General features: G+C 63.4%; 13 protein-coding genes. 5 read left to right on the forward strand and 8 right to left on the reverse strand.

Features of this window, described 5'->3' with window-relative positions:
- Window positions 1-11 precede the first annotated feature (11 nt).
- On the reverse strand, window positions 12-1,298 hold the full coding sequence (locus RT513_RS02320) for an MFS transporter (protein ID WP_088214459.1): 1,287 nt from the start codon (window positions 1,296-1,298) through the stop codon (window positions 12-14).
- A gap of 143 nt (window positions 1,299-1,441) precedes the next feature.
- On the opposite strand from RT513_RS02320, the gene RT513_RS02325 reads away from it, so the two are divergent.
- From RT513_RS02325 to RT513_RS02340, 4 genes are all read left to right on the forward strand, one after another.
- Window positions 1,442-1,921: a MarR family winged helix-turn-helix transcriptional regulator gene (locus RT513_RS02325; RefSeq protein ID WP_088214458.1), complete on the forward strand. Its 480-nt coding sequence runs from the start codon at window positions 1,442-1,444 to the stop codon at window positions 1,919-1,921.
- A gap of 337 nt (window positions 1,922-2,258) precedes the next feature.
- Window positions 2,259-3,032: an ABC transporter ATP-binding protein gene (locus RT513_RS02330; RefSeq protein ID WP_256947242.1), complete on the forward strand. Its 774-nt coding sequence runs from the start codon at window positions 2,259-2,261 to the stop codon at window positions 3,030-3,032.
- Window positions 3,029-3,802: an ABC transporter permease gene (locus RT513_RS02335; protein ID WP_290689305.1), complete on the forward strand. Its 774-nt coding sequence runs from the start codon at window positions 3,029-3,031 to the stop codon at window positions 3,800-3,802. The genes RT513_RS02330 and RT513_RS02335 overlap by 4 nt, the downstream gene beginning before the upstream one ends.
- A 33-nt stretch (window positions 3,803-3,835) precedes the next feature.
- Window positions 3,836-4,858 (forward strand): ABC transporter substrate-binding protein, encoded by a 1,023-nt coding sequence (locus RT513_RS02340; protein WP_290689303.1) that lies wholly within the window; start codon window positions 3,836-3,838, stop codon window positions 4,856-4,858.
- Between the two features lie 34 nt (window positions 4,859-4,892).
- On the opposite strand, the gene RT513_RS02345 is transcribed toward RT513_RS02340, so the two are convergent.
- From RT513_RS02345 to tauA, 5 genes are all read right to left on the reverse strand, one after another.
- Complete coding sequence (locus RT513_RS02345; protein WP_290689301.1) at window positions 4,893-5,636, reverse strand: hypothetical protein; 744 nt, start codon at window positions 5,634-5,636, stop codon at window positions 4,893-4,895.
- Window positions 5,600-7,069 (reverse strand): sodium:alanine symporter family protein, encoded by a 1,470-nt coding sequence (locus RT513_RS02350; protein WP_290689299.1) that lies wholly within the window; start codon window positions 7,067-7,069, stop codon window positions 5,600-5,602. The genes RT513_RS02345 and RT513_RS02350 overlap by 37 nt, the downstream gene beginning before the upstream one ends.
- Before the next feature lie 97 nt (window positions 7,070-7,166).
- A complete protein-coding gene (locus RT513_RS02355) occupies window positions 7,167-7,979 on the reverse strand; it encodes an ABC transporter permease subunit (RefSeq protein WP_290689297.1) in 813 nt (270 codons plus the stop codon).
- Window positions 7,972-8,754 (reverse strand): taurine ABC transporter ATP-binding protein, encoded by a 783-nt coding sequence (locus tag RT513_RS02360; protein ID WP_290689295.1) that lies wholly within the window; start codon window positions 8,752-8,754, stop codon window positions 7,972-7,974. The genes RT513_RS02355 and RT513_RS02360 overlap by 8 nt, the downstream gene beginning before the upstream one ends.
- Before the next feature lie 37 nt (window positions 8,755-8,791).
- Window positions 8,792-9,769, reverse strand: a complete 978-nt coding sequence (gene tauA, locus RT513_RS02365; protein WP_290689293.1) for a taurine ABC transporter substrate-binding protein — start codon at window positions 9,767-9,769, stop codon at window positions 8,792-8,794.
- Window positions 9,770-9,981: 212 nt separating this feature from the next.
- On the opposite strand from tauA, the gene blh reads away from it, so the two are divergent.
- On the forward strand, window positions 9,982-11,313 hold the full coding sequence (gene blh / locus RT513_RS02370; RefSeq protein WP_290689291.1) for a bifunctional sulfur transferase/dioxygenase Blh: 1,332 nt from the start codon (window positions 9,982-9,984) through the stop codon (window positions 11,311-11,313).
- Window positions 11,314-12,688: 1,375 nt separating this feature from the next.
- On the opposite strand, the gene RT513_RS02375 is transcribed toward blh, so the two are convergent.
- Together RT513_RS02375 and RT513_RS02380 are read right to left on the reverse strand one after the other, a co-directional pair.
- On the reverse strand, window positions 12,689-13,756 hold the full coding sequence (locus tag RT513_RS02375) for a phosphotransferase (protein ID WP_290689289.1): 1,068 nt from the start codon (window positions 13,754-13,756) through the stop codon (window positions 12,689-12,691).
- Window positions 13,753-14,943 (reverse strand): acyl-CoA dehydrogenase family protein, encoded by a 1,191-nt coding sequence (locus RT513_RS02380; RefSeq protein ID WP_290689287.1) that lies wholly within the window; start codon window positions 14,941-14,943, stop codon window positions 13,753-13,755. Before RT513_RS02380 ends, RT513_RS02375 begins: the two co-directional genes overlap by 4 nt.
- Window positions 14,944-15,026 lie beyond the last annotated feature (83 nt).

Raw genomic sequence — 15,026 nt, forward strand, 5'->3', positions numbered from 1 at the left:
CGGCCCGTTCCTCACCCACGGTCGGGGATCAGCGCTGTCAGCAGGACGCCGACGAGGGCCAGTCCCGCGAGGATCATCAGGATCGACTGGATTGACAGACCTGCCGCGATCAGCAGGCCGCCGATCAGGGGACCGCCAACGCCGCCCAACCGTCCGAACCCCGCGCACCACGCCACGCCCGCACCCCTGACCCGCGTGGGGAAATAATTGGCGACGAAGCCATAGATCAGGGTTTGCGTGCCGCTGGTTCCCACGCCGGCCAGCGCGACGATGCAAAGCAGCACAGCGATGGGCAGATCAAGCGTCAGCAGCAGGATTGCGGCAGCACCTGTCAGGAAGCTCATGGCCACCACCGGTTTGGGCCCCATCCGGTCAGCAAACCGGGCAGCGATCAACGGCCCCACCATCGCGCCGCCATTCAGGACCAACAGGAAGGAGAGGGAGCCTTTGGCATTGTAGCCCGCCCGCAGCATCAGTTCCGGCAACCATGTGTTCAACGAATAGACGAGCAGCAATCCCGTGGCACTCATCAATCCGATCAGAAGAGCGGGCAGCATGAAATCTCCAAAAAGGCCGCGATAGCCAGCGCCGCTTCCCGTCTCGGCCGCCTGGATGGAAGCGGTCTCCGGCATCGGCAGACCCGTGCGCTCTGCCACTGCACGCGCTTCGTCCATCCGCCCGCGGGAGACGAGCCAGGCCACAGATTCCGGCATCTTGAAAACGGCGAGCGGCAGCAGGGTTACCAGCGGCAGCCCGCCGATCGCGAACATCCAGCGCCACCCGATCTGGTCGAGCAGCAGGATCGCGAGCGCCGCGGCGGCGAGGCTGCCAAGCGGTACACCGTTGTAGGTAATCGCGTTGTACAGGTTCTTTCTGCCGGGCGGCGCATATTCGGAAACCAGTGCTGCCGTCGTCGCGAGCAGCGCGCCCACTCCAAGGCCGGTCAAGAAGCGAAAGATGCCGAACATCAGGGCTGTATGCGTCAGCGCGGTAATGAGCATGCCGATGGAAAACCACGCGTAGGCCCCGAGCATCATCCTCCGCCGCCCGAGCCGGTCGCCGAAACTGCCCGCCAGCAGCGCACCCACCAGCACACCGAGAAGCGCATAGCTCCCAAGCGCTCCAGCCAGTGCGGGATCGACGGGACCGAGATGCGAAGGATCGCGCAGGAAGGTGGACACCACCGTGCCATAGACCACGAGATCGTAGCCATCGAACATCAGTCCGGCCATCGAAAGGCCCACGACCCAGGCGACGGTTCGTCTCCGGCGGCGTTCTGCCGCCGCTTCGGTTGTCATGTTGTATTCCCTCCCACAGGTTCGCTTGCAAGGCGGCATCCCCGGCCACCATCCCGTAATTATGTAGCTTACTTATCAATATAAGTAAGCATACTTCTTAAATGGCGCTTGAGCCGCGACGTGGCGGCACGCTAGGAAGCGGCATGAGCAGCCTCTACACACTCCCCGGGCATCTGATCCGCCGTCTTCAGCAGATAGCGGTCGCGCTCTTTGCGGCGCGCATGGCGGAGGCAGGGCTGGACCTCACGCCGGTACAGTACGCGGCCCTCACCACGATCCGGGATAATCCGGGCATAGACCAGGCGACGCTGGCCGGGCTGATCGCCTATGACCGGGTCACGCTGGGGGGCGTGGTGGAACGGCTGGAGCAGAAAGGCCTGGTCCATCGTGAGGTCAGCGTGCGGGATCGTCGCGCGCGGGAGATCCGGTTGACCGAAGCCGGCGATGACCTGCTCGCGACAGCGCTGCCTTGGGTGGAAAAGGTGCAGGCGGACATCGTGGATGCCTTGGGGCAGGAGGAGCGGGGAACGTTCCTGGCCCTGTTGTCCAAGCTGACGGATGCCGGCAACGACCGGAGCCGCGCTCCGCTTCGCGATAGCCGGACGGACCAGGCCCGGAGCTGAGAGGGCGCTTCATGCGCTCCTACTCTGTATACGATCCTGCACCGACGGCTTTATATGTATATATTGTTTTATGAATGAGAAGGCCGCGGAGGAGCTTCTCGTTGTTTAATCGCCCAATAATACAGCAAGCAGCGAATATTCGGCGCGTCACTATGCAGCCATAAGAGTTTTTCCGCCGTGCATTTCGACGCGCTTGGACATTTCATCGGTACGCATGAATGTTTCCTCAGATTGCATGCAATACATACATGCAATCCATATGGGAGTTTTCATGCCTTCGACCGTTGCCCAATCGGCATCCAGACGCGCACCGGCAGTCGAGCTATCGGCGGCTTCGGTGTCCTTTGGCGCCGGTACGAAGCGTATTCAGGCGCTGCAGCCGACGACGCTGCGTATCGCGGAAGGGGAGTTTCTGGCGCTGGTCGGCCCCTCTGGCTGTGGAAAATCCACCATCCTGCGGCTTGCGTCCGGGCTGTTGGCACCGACCGGAGGAGCCGTGATGGTGGGCGGGCGGGAGGTGACGGCAAAGGCGCTGCGCGTCGGGATGGCGTTCCAGAACCCGACCATGCTTCCGTGGCTCACCATCGAGCGGAACGTCATGCTGCCGCTTCGCATCGTCCGGCCGTTCCGGCAGGATTATCAACGCAAGAAGCGTGGCGAGTATCGCGACAGGGCACATGCGCTGCTAGAAGATGTCGGCCTGTCGAAATTCGCCGGACATTACCCATGGCAACTTTCGGGAGGGATGCTCCAGCGGGCGAACCTCTGCCGTGCGCTGATCCACGAGCCAAGCCTTCTGCTGCTGGACGAGCCGTTTGGCGCGCTGGACCAGTTCACGCGGGAGGAGCTCTGGAGCACGATGCAGGATCTGTGGATCAAGCGCCGGCCAACGGTGCTGCTCGTTACCCATGACCTCAAGGAGGCAGGCTTCCTCGCCTCCCGCATCTGCGTGATGAGCGCGCGCCCCGGCCGGATCATCGATGACAGCCCGGTCGAATTCCCGCGCCCCCGGACGGTTGAAATGACATTTGCACCGGATTTCGTGGCGTTGAACCAGCGCCTTCGGGAGCGGATCACCGAGGCGCGCATGGCCTCGGAGGCGGCGATATGAGCTATCGTGTCAGACGCCATCTCTGGGCTGCCGGATTGATCGTGCTGTTCTTCGCGACGTGGGAGGTGCTGTGCATCGCGCTGAACGTCTCCGACCTGATCGTCCCGCGCCCGAGCCAGGTATTCGAGGTGATGATCCGGCGGATGCCGGTTCTCTGGCCGCATATGATGCAGACCCTGTGGACGACGATGATCGGCTTTGCCCTGGGGGTCGCGGTAGGCGTGGTGATCGGGGCGATGATCGGCACGTCGCGCATCGCCTATGATACCGCCTATCCGCTCCTCATCGGTTTCTCCTCCATTCCGAAGGTCGCGGTCGTGCCGATCTTTGTGCTGTGGTTCGGGGTCGGTCCGGTGCCGGCGATCCTGACGGCCCTCGCGATGTGCTTCTTTCCCATCGTCGTCAATATCGCCACGGGCCTTGCGACCACCGAGCCGGAGCTGGAGGATGTGTTGCGTTCGCTCGGAGCCTCCAAGCTCGATATCCTGCTGAATGTCGGGCTGCCTCGGACGATGCCATTCTTCTTTGCCTCGCTGAAGATCGCCGCGACCTTCGCCTTCGTCGGCACCGTGCTGGCGGAGACGGTCGCCTCCAACAAGGGGATCGGCAATGTCATGATGGCCGCCTCCTCCAACTTCGACGTGCCGCTGGTCTTTGCGGGGCTGTTCATCCTCGCCGTCATGGGTGTCGCCCTCTACGCGATCTTCTCGCTGGTCGAGAGCCGTGTCGTCGGATGGGCCGACCGGCGCGCGGATGGTCTTGCTGCCTGATTTCCTGCTCCCCTTCCAACACGGAGAACTGCCATGTTCCGCAAGAGCCTTACCGGCCTGATCCTGGGCCTCTGTCTCACCGGCGCTGCTCATGCCGATACGGATGTCCGCTTCACGCTGGGCTGGAAGACCCAAGGGTCCGACGCCCCAATCCTGCTCGCCCTCTCCAAGGGCTACTTCAAGGAGGAGGGGCTGAATGTCACCGTCGATCAGGGGGAAGGGTCCGCCGCCACGGTCACGCGGATCATGTCGGGCACTTACGACGCCGGCTTCGGCGACATCAACGCGATCATCCAGAACGCTGCCACCCGGCCTGAGGAGACCCCGCTCATGGTCTATCAGATGTGGAGCAAGCCGCCCTTTGCCATCGTCTCAAAAAAGGAGACGGGGATAAAAACACCCGCCGATCTGGAGGGCAAGACCTTGGGCGGGGCGCAGGGCACGCCCACGACGCGTCTGGTGACCGTCCTGGGGCGGGTGAACAATGTGGACATGGACAAAGTCGCCATCACCAACATGGCGCCGAACCTGCAGGAGCCGATGCTCATCAAGGGCGATATCGACGGCGCGCTGATCTTCAATATCACCAGCTGGTTCAACCTGATCGCCAACCGGCAGAACCCGGCGGAGGATTACAACTGGCTGAACTTCGGTGATTTCGGTCTCGACCTCTATTCCAACGGGGTCATGGTCTCGCAGAACATGGCGAAAGAGCACCCGGAGGCCGTCGCAGGGCTGGTACGCGCCATCAACCGCGCGGCGGTGGAGATCGGCTCAGATACTCAGGCGGGTGTGGAGGCGATCACCGCCTATGACAACCTTGCCAACGCGGAGCTGGAGAGGGAGCGGATGCTGTTTGCCTACCGCAACCTGATGCAGTCGGAGGAGGCGGATCGGATCGGCCTTGGCGATCTGGACGATGCGCGACTGACCCGCTCCATTGCGATCGTCGGAGAGGGGTATCAGCTCACCGCCCTGCCCACAGCGGAGCAGGTGTTCAGCCGCGCCTTTCTGCCGCCGCTGGAAGCCCGGCGACTGGTTGTGGTCGGCGAATAAAAGGCCCGGGCCGCAGGCTGCCCGCCTGACGATGTCAATGCGCGATGCCGCAGCCTTTCATCGCCTTCGCGATGGTTGCGGCGGACCCGCCAAGGGGGAAAGTGAGGGCGCGGCCGGTGGCGGTGTCCCTGACCTCCGCTGTCCGTCCCCCCATGAGTGCGCGCGGTATGGAGGCTCCTGCCCGGAGATCGGCGAAGAGCGCGCTGCCCCGCGGCGAGAAATGCAGCCCGGTCGGCCTGCCATCCACGCGAAGCTCCGCTTTTGCGCCGGAGCCACCGATACCGCCGACGCCCACCAATCCGCTGCCGTCCGGCCTGCAGAGATAGGTGAGCGACCCGCCCGGCACATCCACGCCTGCAAAATGCTCGCCGCTCCGGGCCGCGCCGTATTTCCACTGCGCTCTGGGCACGACGGCAGAGCGTGGGGAAGGCGGCGTCTGTGGAGTTTCACACATCTGCTTTACGCAGGCGTGATAGCGCGGGTTCGAGGCGCCCGGATTGTGATACAGGCACTGCCAGACGCAGCGCTGCATCTCATCTTCGTCCGTGTTCATCTGGGCTTGGGCCGGACTGGTGAGCAGACCGGCAAATACAAGCGCCAGAGCAAATGTCGATTGTTGGAAAAGCGGAAAAATCATGGCCGCATCCTGCGCTTCAAATGCCGCGAGATTAACCGATAATGGTAATAGTTCCCACGCGAATTGAAGGGCGCCGGCTTCGGATGCCGCCGCCCTTCGACATGTCAGCGGTGAACGGCCGTCCGCTCGGACATCTGCCATTCCTCCCAGCCCGGCTCGCCCTTCATGAAGCGCTCGATCTCGGCGCGCGACGCCTCGAGCTTCGGATCGTGACGGAGATAGGCCCGTGTCTCTCGAGCGACGAGGCCGGAGAGGATCAGCAGGCCGATCAGGTTCGGAATGGCCATCAGCCCGTTCATGACGTCGGAGAAATTCCACACCACGCCAAGCTGGACGGTGCAGCCGAAGAACACGACGAGGGAGAAGATCACGCGGAACGGCATCACCCCCCGCCGGCCGACCAGCCGCTCCACATTTCGCTCGCCGTAGTAGGCCCAGCCGAGAATGGTGGAATAGGCAAAGAGTACGAGCCCGATGGTCACGACCCAGTGCCCCCACTCTCCGGGCAGGCCATGGCTGAAAGCCTCGCCCGTCATGATCGCGGGTGAGATCTGTGCGCCGGTCGCGGGGTCCACCTGATTCCAGACGCCGGTGGTGATGATGACAAGACCCGTGCAGGATACCACGATGATCGTGTCGATGAAGGTCTGTGTCATGGAGACCAGGCCCTGCCGAACCGGATGCGTCGTCTGGGCGGAGGCGGCGGCGATGGCGGCGGAACCCATACCGGATTCGTTGGAGAAAATCCCCCGCGCCACACCATACTGGACGGCGATCATGATGCTGGAGCCGATGAAACCGCCCACGGCGGAGGAGCCGGTGAAAGCGGAGCGGAACACCTCTGCAAAGGCGGCGGGCACCGAGCCGATGTTCGTGGCCAGGATATAGAGCGCGCCCAGAACGTAGAACAGGATCATCGCCGGAACGAGGCCGGCAGTCACGCGGCCAATGGACTTGATCCCGCCCACGAGCACGATCAGCGTCATTACCGCCAGAATTGCCCCGGTCAGCCAGAGCGGCACGGAGAAGCTCCGCTCCAGGTTGGACGCGATGGAGTTGCCCTGCGTCATGTTGCCGATGCCGAAACAGGCGCAGACGGTGAAGATGGAAAAGCAGATGGCCAGAAACTTGCCGAAGCCGTTCCTGATGCCCCGCTCGAGGTAATACTGCGGGCCGCCGGACTTCTCGCCCGCCGCATCCGTTACCCGGAACCGCACGCCCAGGAACGCTTCGGTATATTTCGATGCCATGCCGAGCAGCGCCGTCATCCACATCCAGAACAGGGCGCCCGGTCCGCCGATGGCGATGGCGGTCGCCACGCCCACGATATTGCCCGTGCCGACAGTCGCCGCCATGGCGGTGGTCAATGCCTGAAACTGGGAGATATCGCCTTCGGCTCCGTCATCCTTGCGCGTGATGAGGCCGAGCCGCAGCGCCGCGCCCAAACGGACGATCTGGATGCCGCCCAGCCGGATTGTCAGGTAAAGCCCGGTTCCGAGCAGCAGGGGGATCAGCAGCCACGGCCCCCAGATGACGGAGCCGATAGCCCCGAGCGTCTGTTCCAGATTGTCCACTGTCCGTCTCCGTCGTTGTTACACTCCGGTTCTGACGATGGTCTTTGGCTTCAGATGTCAAGCGTCCGTGATGATAAACCGTCACTCCGGCGGTTGGTCAGGTCTTTCCCACCCAGGGGAGCAGCCGCCGTTCCGCATAGCGAAGGGCAATCTCGCACAGCGTTGCCAGTGCGGAGATGACGAGAATCCCGGCGATCACCATGTCTGTCACCAGAAACTGCGCTGCCGACTGGATCATATAGCCCAATCCCCGCGTCGCCGCGACCAGTTCCGCCGCGACCAGCGTCGTCCAGCCTGCGCCGAGCGCGATGCGAACGCCGGTGAAGATCGAGGGGAGGGCTGCGGGAAACATGACCTCGCGGATCATCTGCCACGGAGTTGCGCCGAAGGCACGGGCGGCGCGGATCTGGCTCTCACCGGCCGCGCGGACGCCGGATACGGTGGAGATGACGATAGGGGCCAGCATGGCGATACCGATGACGAGGATCTTGGACGCCTCGCCGATACCGCACCAGATGATGATGAGCGGCAGATAGGCCAGCGGGGGCAGGGGGCGGATGAACTCGATAAGCGGGTCGAGAATCCCTCGACCGACGCGAGAGGTCGCGATCAGCAGACCAGCCGGAACGCCGATGGCGAGCGTGCAGACGAGCGCCGCGAACACCCGCCAGAGGCTTGCGGCCATGTGCTGCCAGAGCGTCGCATTGGCATAGCCGGTCGTCGCGGCGGTCATGATCGCATCCGCCACGCGGGAGGGGGATGGCAGGAACACGGGTGAGGTCCAGCCCAGGCCGGATGCCGCTGCCCAGAGGGCAAGCAGCGCCGCCACCGTGAGGATTCCGATAAAGGCCCCGAAGGGCAGTCGCTTGCGGCTGCCGCTGGAGGCGATATGCAGCGTCGTCTCAGCCATCCCTGTCTCTCCTGTAGATCGCCGCCACGAGCCGTTCGCGGGCAGTGATGAACCCCGGCTCCGATTTCAGTTTGCGCGGGTCCTCCCCTTGAAGAAACCGACAGCCGAACTCCGCCTCCTCGACGAGCGCGATCCGCCCAGGATTCGGCGCGAGAACGACCACGCGCGTCGAAAGAAACAGCGCTTCCTCGACGCTGTGCGTGATGAGCAGCGCCCCGGCATGGCTCTCTTTCCACAGGCGCAGGAGAAGTTCGTGCATTTGGTCGCGCGTCATTGCATCGAGCGCGCCGAGCGGCTCGTCCATCAACAGGAATTCCGGTCGCCCCGAAAGGGCCCGGGCGATGCCCACGCGTTGCCGCTGGCCACCGGACAGTTCCCAGACCCGCTTGTCGCCCGCGCCTTCCAGCCCCACGGCGGCAAGAAGCTCCCGGGCGCGCGCTTCCCGCTCCGACGCCGGGCGACCTGCGAGCTTAAGCGGCAGGGCGACATTTTCCTTCACGGTGCGCCATGGGTAGAGCGCGTCGTCCTGAAAGACCACTGCGCGCTCCGGCCCCGGCCCGGTCACAGGGTTTCCGTCGATGATGACATGGCCCGCGCTGGGAAAGACGAAGCCCGCCGCGAGATTGAGGAGAGAAGTCTTGCCCGACCCGGAACGGCCGATGATGGAGATGAACTCCCCCCGCGAAAGATTGAGGTTGATGCCGTTCAGGACCGCCGGTGTCGTGCCGGCTGGTCCATAATGGAGAGAGACATGCTGAAGACTCAGGAGGGACATTCTGCCTCAAGCCGCGAAAAGGGTGTGCCCGTCCGGTTCATTTGAGGGCGGTTTCGGCAAAGCTCGCGTTTACATAGGGGCCGTAATCCTCCAGTGCCCGGGCGGACCCCTGCTCCTGCAGGAAGGCAGCGGTGGCCTTCAGCGCTGCCGCTGTCGCTCCGCCCAGAAAGGCAGGCGAAACCTGATCCTTCAGCCCGGCGAAAGCATAACCCTTAAGAAGGGCCGGCACATCGGCGGCGGGAGCACCGGTGAGCCTGGCGATCTTTTCCGCCGCCTCCGAGCCTTCTCCCCAGGCGGCAGGATCGTTCAGATAGCTGTCCGTTGCATCCCCCGTCGTCTTGACGAAAGCCGCGACGATTTCGGGGTGTTGCGCGGCGTAATCCTTCCGCACGATCCACGCGTCGAAGGTCGGACCGCCCCAGTCCGCCACGTCCGAACTGTTGGCGATCACGGTGCCGCCGGTTGACTTGATGCGGTTGAGCACGGGATCCCAGATATAGGCGCCGTCGATATCCCCCCGCTCCCACGCGGCCGCAATCTCCTGCGGGCGGAGGTTCAGCAGGCTCACCTCCGTGGGCTGGATGCCCCAGTGCTTCAACGCGGTGAGCAGCGAATAATGGGCGGTGGAGACGAAGGGCGTGGCGATCTTCTTGCCCTTCAGATCGGCAGGGGTGGTGATGCCCTTCGTCGCCAGCGCCTCGGCTTCGGCGATGTTTCCGACGATGTAGATGGCCTCGATCGGCAGACCCTGCGAGGCGGCGGCGGTGAGAGGCGAGGAACCGACATAGCCGATGTCGATGGCGCCCGATGCAATCGCTGCGATCACATCCGCACCCCCGCCGAACAGGCTCCAGGTGATCTCGGCACCGGTCGCCTTCTCATAGGCGCCGTTTGCCTGCGCGACGCGGGCGGGTTCCACGATCTGCTGCCAGCCGATACGCAGGTCTTCCGCCAGCGCGGGGAAGGCGGCGGAAGCAAGCAAACCTGCAAGCGCGAGGGTGAGGCGAAGCGGCATGGCGGAATTCTCCCGAGGTCTGAGCGAAGGCCGGGGAAATGTGCTCGAGAACCGCATTTTCGGCTATTCTGTATTTCGGGAGCATACCATGTGTGTGTTTCATCATCGGTCGCTTTGCTGGAATTTTCATCTACCAAGCGTGATATCCACGCAGGTCGGGGAAATACTGTCCCGCTGCGCAGCGGTGCGGCACCGGCCATTTCATGGTAAGGATGCGCCATTTCGATCATGTTCGTCGATCCGAGGAGACAATCTTGAAGATCTCGTGCATTTCCGATCGGCTCAGCATCTTCTGTCAGCCCGGCCCCGCCGATTTTCCCACCATCGCGCAGGCGGGATTCGCGCGAATAGTCGACCTGCTGCCGAAGGATGAGGCATCCCGTCACTTCGGCTCGGGTACGGAGCAGCAGGCGCTCGCGGCGGGGTTGGCCTACGACTTCATTCCTGTCCGGGTGGAGGCAATAACCCGGGCCGATATCGCCGCTTTCGCCCGTGCTACCGCCGGGCCGGGGCAGGTACTTGCATATTGTGCCACCGGGCAGCGTGCGCTGCTGCTCCATGTGCTCGCCGAAGCGCTCGCGGGCAGGATGTCCCCCGCGGAGGTGATCGCCTTCGGGCGGGAACGGGGACACGACCTGGCTCTTGCGTCGGCGTGGCTGGAGCGTGATGCGGTCCGTTCGCCTGTCGTGGAGGGGTTCTACGATCCCCGGACCTCCAGCGTCCAATATGTCGTGAGCGACCCCGCGACGCGCTGCTGCGCCATCATCGACCCTGTGCGCGATTTCGACGAGAAATCGGGAGCCACCCGAACGGAAAACGCCGACAGGCTGCTTGCCTATGTGGCTGCGCAGGAACTGAAAGTAGAGTGGATTCTCGACACCCATCCCCACGCCGATCATTTCTCCGCCGCCGCCTATCTCCGTGAACGCACGGGGGCACCGATGGCGATTGGTGCGCAGGTGCTGGAAGTTCAGAAACTCTGGCGCGACATCTACAACCTCGCGGATTTTCCGATGGACGGATCGCCGTGGGATCGGCTGTTCGCGCCGGGCGATACGTTCCGCATCGGCTCGCTCGAAGGGCGCGTGATGGCGTCTCCCGGTCATACGCTCGCCTCGATCACCTATATCGTCGGGGATGCGGCCTTCATCCATGATACGCTCTTCATGCCGGATGGCGGTTCGGCGCGCGCCGATTTTCCCGGTGGAAGCGCAGAGGCGCTCTGGCGGTCCATCTGCGACATTCTCGCCCTGCCGGATGAGACGCGGCTGTTCACGGGCCACGATTACCTGCCGGGTGGCCGTCATCCGCGCTGGGAAAGTACGCCGGCACAACAGAAACGCGAAAACCCGCATGTCATGGGGCAGGGTGAGGCCGGGTTTCTCGCGCTCCGCAAGGCGAGGGATGCGACCCTTCCGATGCCGAAGCTGATCCTGCCAGCCCTTCAGGTAAACCTCCGCGGGGGCCGTTTGCCCGAGCCGGAGTCGAACGGCATACGTTATCTGAAAATTCCGCTCGACGTGCTGCCAGGCGCTGTGTGGTGAGCATGGAAAGGGGGCGCTTTGCGCGTAACGTCCATTTTCCTAGGCAGAGAGCCAGGCCTGCCATGGCGCCAGCGGCCCCGGGGGTTCCCGCAAGTCCCATATCATGGAACGCGGTGATCGACGGAGCTTGCTTGAGGTGATCGGCTGCTCAAGCACAGGCGATAAGTGAGAGCCAGATCCTGTTGAAACGCCTTTCTGTGCAAATACCACGGCAAGATCGCGGACCTTGAGAGTGGACGCGGGCTAGAAACCCCTGATCGTTCCGCGTTCGCCGCAATTGGGCCTAGTTCGCCGTCGAACTGATGAGTGGAATCGATGCGGTTCAGGTGGTCCGGTCATCGGCGGCCGGAGTTTTCGATGGGCAACGCTTGTCTTTGCCCATCGTCTCAAAGGAAGTTGCGGGCGCTATGGCTGATCGGGCATCGTATGCTCCGTCACGGGTCCTACAGCGCATCGACTGCCGCGACTGGTCGTCGCGGAAGATGTCACCCGGTCGGTGTAGCCACGCGCATTGGCATCGAACGCTCGGCCTTGAAGAATAAGCTAGTGACATCCACAAAGTCCCGGCAGGGCGCTGCGCCATACAGATGTATTTGCTGCTGGGATTGTAGTTCGGCTCACGAATCAGCATTTGCCGGAATTTTGATGGATTGGCGCCGGATAGGCAGGCTGCTCGGCTCAGTATTCGTCGTAGGGGTAAGAACGCGGCTGGCATTCGGCGGTGGCGTGGGTCTTCCGATGCCATTCATCGGAAACCCGGTGCTGCCGCAAGCGCGGTGTCTTTGGTCGGGCCCGCTGACGCCTGGATTACTCGCGCCGCACTTCGCCGGTCGTCCGCCGATGACAGGTTTTGCGAGGCTTGGTGCAGGACGGAAGGGAGGCTCGATCCAGCCCCCCTTTTTCCTGGAACCCAAGTTTCGGCAGTATTCGGGTACAAGGAGCGAATTTTCACACCCCATATTCACATCGGAATGAGCAGAGCTAAAAGGACGTGGGTGCCAATCCCTATGCCCCGCTGCTGTCCTTCCCGCCCTTATAGGACAAAGGCGGGCACCGCTGCGATACCTGGGGTCTCCGCGCTGCCCGCTTTCTCACATCCCGGTCACCATCGATGTGCTGGCAATGATCAATTTCATTGGCATCTCCTGCCCAGTCTCAATGACCTTAGGCGTCCAATCTCTTGATCGTAGCCGTGCCCCTTTCAATGCGCACTACACACTGGCAGTGGATGTGGCGATACCCTTGCGCCTGATCGCTGTCTTCTACGCATGCGCTTCCCCCATTGCGCCAGCAACCTACCGGCCGCAGCCCGCGTCAGGAGGCAGCGCCGACACTCCCCTTGAGCAAAGCTCCGGGCAGGCTGCGGCATCTCGGTTCAGCGGCAGTTGTTCATTGCCTCAAGAGCAAGGGTCACAAGCCGGGGATAGGCCTGCACCCGCTGCGCGGCATTGGCGGAAGCGGCCTGCCCTCGCGCAACGCGGCCCTTGATCCCATGGAAGATCGCGGCCATGCGAAAGAAGTTGAACGCGATGTAAAAGTCGTAGTGCGGAAGGCCGCTTCGGCCGGTGTTTCGGCAATACATCTCAATATACTCCTCCTCCGTCGGCAGGCCGAGCGCCACGGGATCCCGCCCGCCGATGCCTGCCACGATGTCCTGCGGCATCCGGTACATCATCGCGTGATAGGCGAAATCCGCAAGCGGATGGCCGAGAGTGGAAAGCTCCCAGTCCAGCACGGCGAGGATACGGGGCTCCTTCGGATGGAAGATCATGTTGTCGCAGCGGAAATCGCCGTGGACGAGGCTCGTCTCATCCCCCGGAGGGATGGCTGTCGGCAGCCATTCCACGATCCGGTCCATTCCCGGATCCCGCCCCGCATCGGTATCGGCAAGGTAGGATTTGGTCCAGCGGGTGATCTGCCGCTCAAAATAGTTGGCTGGCTTGCCATAATCGCCCAACCCGATCGCGACATAGTCCAGCCCGTGAAGGCGCGCGATGGTCCGGTTCATTTCCTCATAATAGGCACGCCGCTCCGCCTTCGGCAGTTCGATGAACCCCGCATCCCAGAAGATGCGCCCCTCCACCAGCGCCATGACATAGAACCAGCTGCCGATGACGGTTTCATCCATGCACAGGCCATGGACATGCGCCACAGGGAAGCCCGCGCCTCCGAGCGCCGCAAGCACCCGCGCCTCCCGGTCCACCGCATGGGCACCGGCCGCAAGCTGCCCCGCCGGTTTCCGGCGGAGCACATAGTCGCGGTTCGGTGTGTGGAGCCGGTAGGTCGGGTTGGACTGGCCGCCGTTGAACTGGAATACCGTCATCGGGCCGGCGAAATCCGCCACGTTTTCCGCCATCCAGCGGCTCAGAGCGGCCTCGTCGAAGTGGAAGCCCTCCCGCACCGGACCTGCGCCGAGGTTGGCGTCGCCGCCCGTCGCGCTCATACCGCCTGTCCCTTCTTCCAGTCGCGCTTGATCTTCTTGGCGAGCGACCATTTGTGCACCTCCGTCGGCCCGTCATAGATGCGGAAGGCACGGATCTCCCGGAAGACCTGCTCGACGATCGTATCTTCGGTGACGCCCTGCCCCCCCATCATCTGCACGCAGCGGTCTGCCACCCGCATCAGGGCCTCCGACACCGCGACCTTTGCCATGGAGCTTTCCGCCGTGCCGAGAGTGCCGGTATCCAGCACATCGGCACACCAGTAGATCATGAGCTCGGCCTGTTTCAGGTCGATCATGTTCTCTGCCAGCATGAACCCGACACCCTCATGGTCGATGAGCGGCTTGCCGAACGCCATCCTGCGGTTGACATAGGCGGTGGCGATCCCGTTCGCCCGGATGCAGGCTCCGAGCCAGCGCATGCAATGGCTGAGCCGCGCGGGGGACAGCCGGACCTGCGCGTAGCGGAAGCCTTCGCCGCTTTGACCCAGCATCTGATCCGCGGGCAGCCGGAGATTGTCGATCCGCACCGTGGCATGGCCACCCGGCATGGAGCTGTCGATCGTATCCAGAACCCGCTCGATGCGGATCGAGGGATGCGGAAGATCGACGAGAAACATGCAGGCGCCCTCGTCCGATTTTGCCATGACGATGCCTACGCCCGCGCCGTCCGCTCCGGTTATGAAGGTCTTGCGACCGTCGATGACCCAGTGGTTGCCATCCTGCCGGCAGGTGGTCAGCATCATCGACGGATCCGAGCCCGCGCCACCATCCTCGGCAGGTTCGGTCATCAGGAAGCAGGAGCGTTTCTCTCCCCTGATCATCGGTCGAAGGAACTGCTCCTTCAGGGCGGGCGCCGCGACATGGCCCAGCAGGTACATGTTCCCCTCATCCGGCGCTGCCGTGTTGCAGGCCAGGGGACCAAGGGGAGACAGCCCCGAGCGGATCAGCACCGCCGCCGTTTCCCTCTGCGTCAGGTGGCTTCCGTCGGGCAGGATGTGCGGGGTGAGCACGCCCGCCTGACGGGCCAGCGCCTTCAGTTCCGTGACCAGCTCATCGCTCGGTCCGTGGGACGTGCGGCGCGGATCCTTCTCATACGGGGCGACGACATCCAGAACGAACCGCTCCACCCGGTCCGCCATGGCCAGGGCCCGGTCCGATATTCCCGCCCGTTCGAGTGTATGTGTCATGCTCATCTCCTTCCGCCGCTGTCGAGCTGCGGCAGCATTTGTCCGATGATCTTACCAAGAGGATTATTGTCAGACAATCCATG

The sequence above is a fragment of the Haematobacter sp. genome (genome assembly GCF_032102465.1).
Classification (GTDB): Bacteria; Pseudomonadota; Alphaproteobacteria; order Rhodobacterales; family Rhodobacteraceae; genus Haematobacter.

What these genes read in the sequence shown, in the direction of transcription:
- RT513_RS02340 (WP_290689303.1), top strand. Translation starts at nt 3,836, where the DNA reads ATGTTCCGCAAGAGCCTTACCGGCCTGATCCTGGGCCTCTGTCTCACC.
- RT513_RS02360 (WP_290689295.1), bottom strand. Translation starts at nt 8,754, where the DNA reads ATGTCCCTCCTGAGTCTTCAGCATGTCTCTCTCCATTATGGACCAGCC.
- RT513_RS02375 (WP_290689289.1), bottom strand. Translation starts at nt 13,756, where the DNA reads ATGAGCGCGACGGGCGGCGACGCCAACCTCGGCGCAGGTCCGGTGCGG.
- tauA (WP_290689293.1), bottom strand. Translation starts at nt 9,769, where the DNA reads ATGCCGCTTCGCCTCACCCTCGCGCTTGCAGGTTTGCTTGCTTCCGCC.
- blh (WP_290689291.1), top strand. Translation starts at nt 9,982, where the DNA reads ATGCGCCATTTCGATCATGTTCGTCGATCCGAGGAGACAATCTTGAAG.
- RT513_RS02335 (WP_290689305.1), top strand. Translation starts at nt 3,029, where the DNA reads ATGAGCTATCGTGTCAGACGCCATCTCTGGGCTGCCGGATTGATCGTG.
- RT513_RS02380 (WP_290689287.1), bottom strand. Translation starts at nt 14,943, where the DNA reads ATGACACATACACTCGAACGGGCGGGAATATCGGACCGGGCCCTGGCC.
- RT513_RS02320 (WP_088214459.1), bottom strand. Translation starts at nt 1,298, where the DNA reads ATGACAACCGAAGCGGCGGCAGAACGCCGCCGGAGACGAACCGTCGCC.
- RT513_RS02345 (WP_290689301.1), bottom strand. Translation starts at nt 5,636, where the DNA reads ATGGCAGATGTCCGAGCGGACGGCCGTTCACCGCTGACATGTCGAAGG.
- RT513_RS02325 (WP_088214458.1), top strand. Translation starts at nt 1,442, where the DNA reads ATGAGCAGCCTCTACACACTCCCCGGGCATCTGATCCGCCGTCTTCAG.
- RT513_RS02355 (WP_290689297.1), bottom strand. Translation starts at nt 7,979, where the DNA reads ATGGCTGAGACGACGCTGCATATCGCCTCCAGCGGCAGCCGCAAGCGA.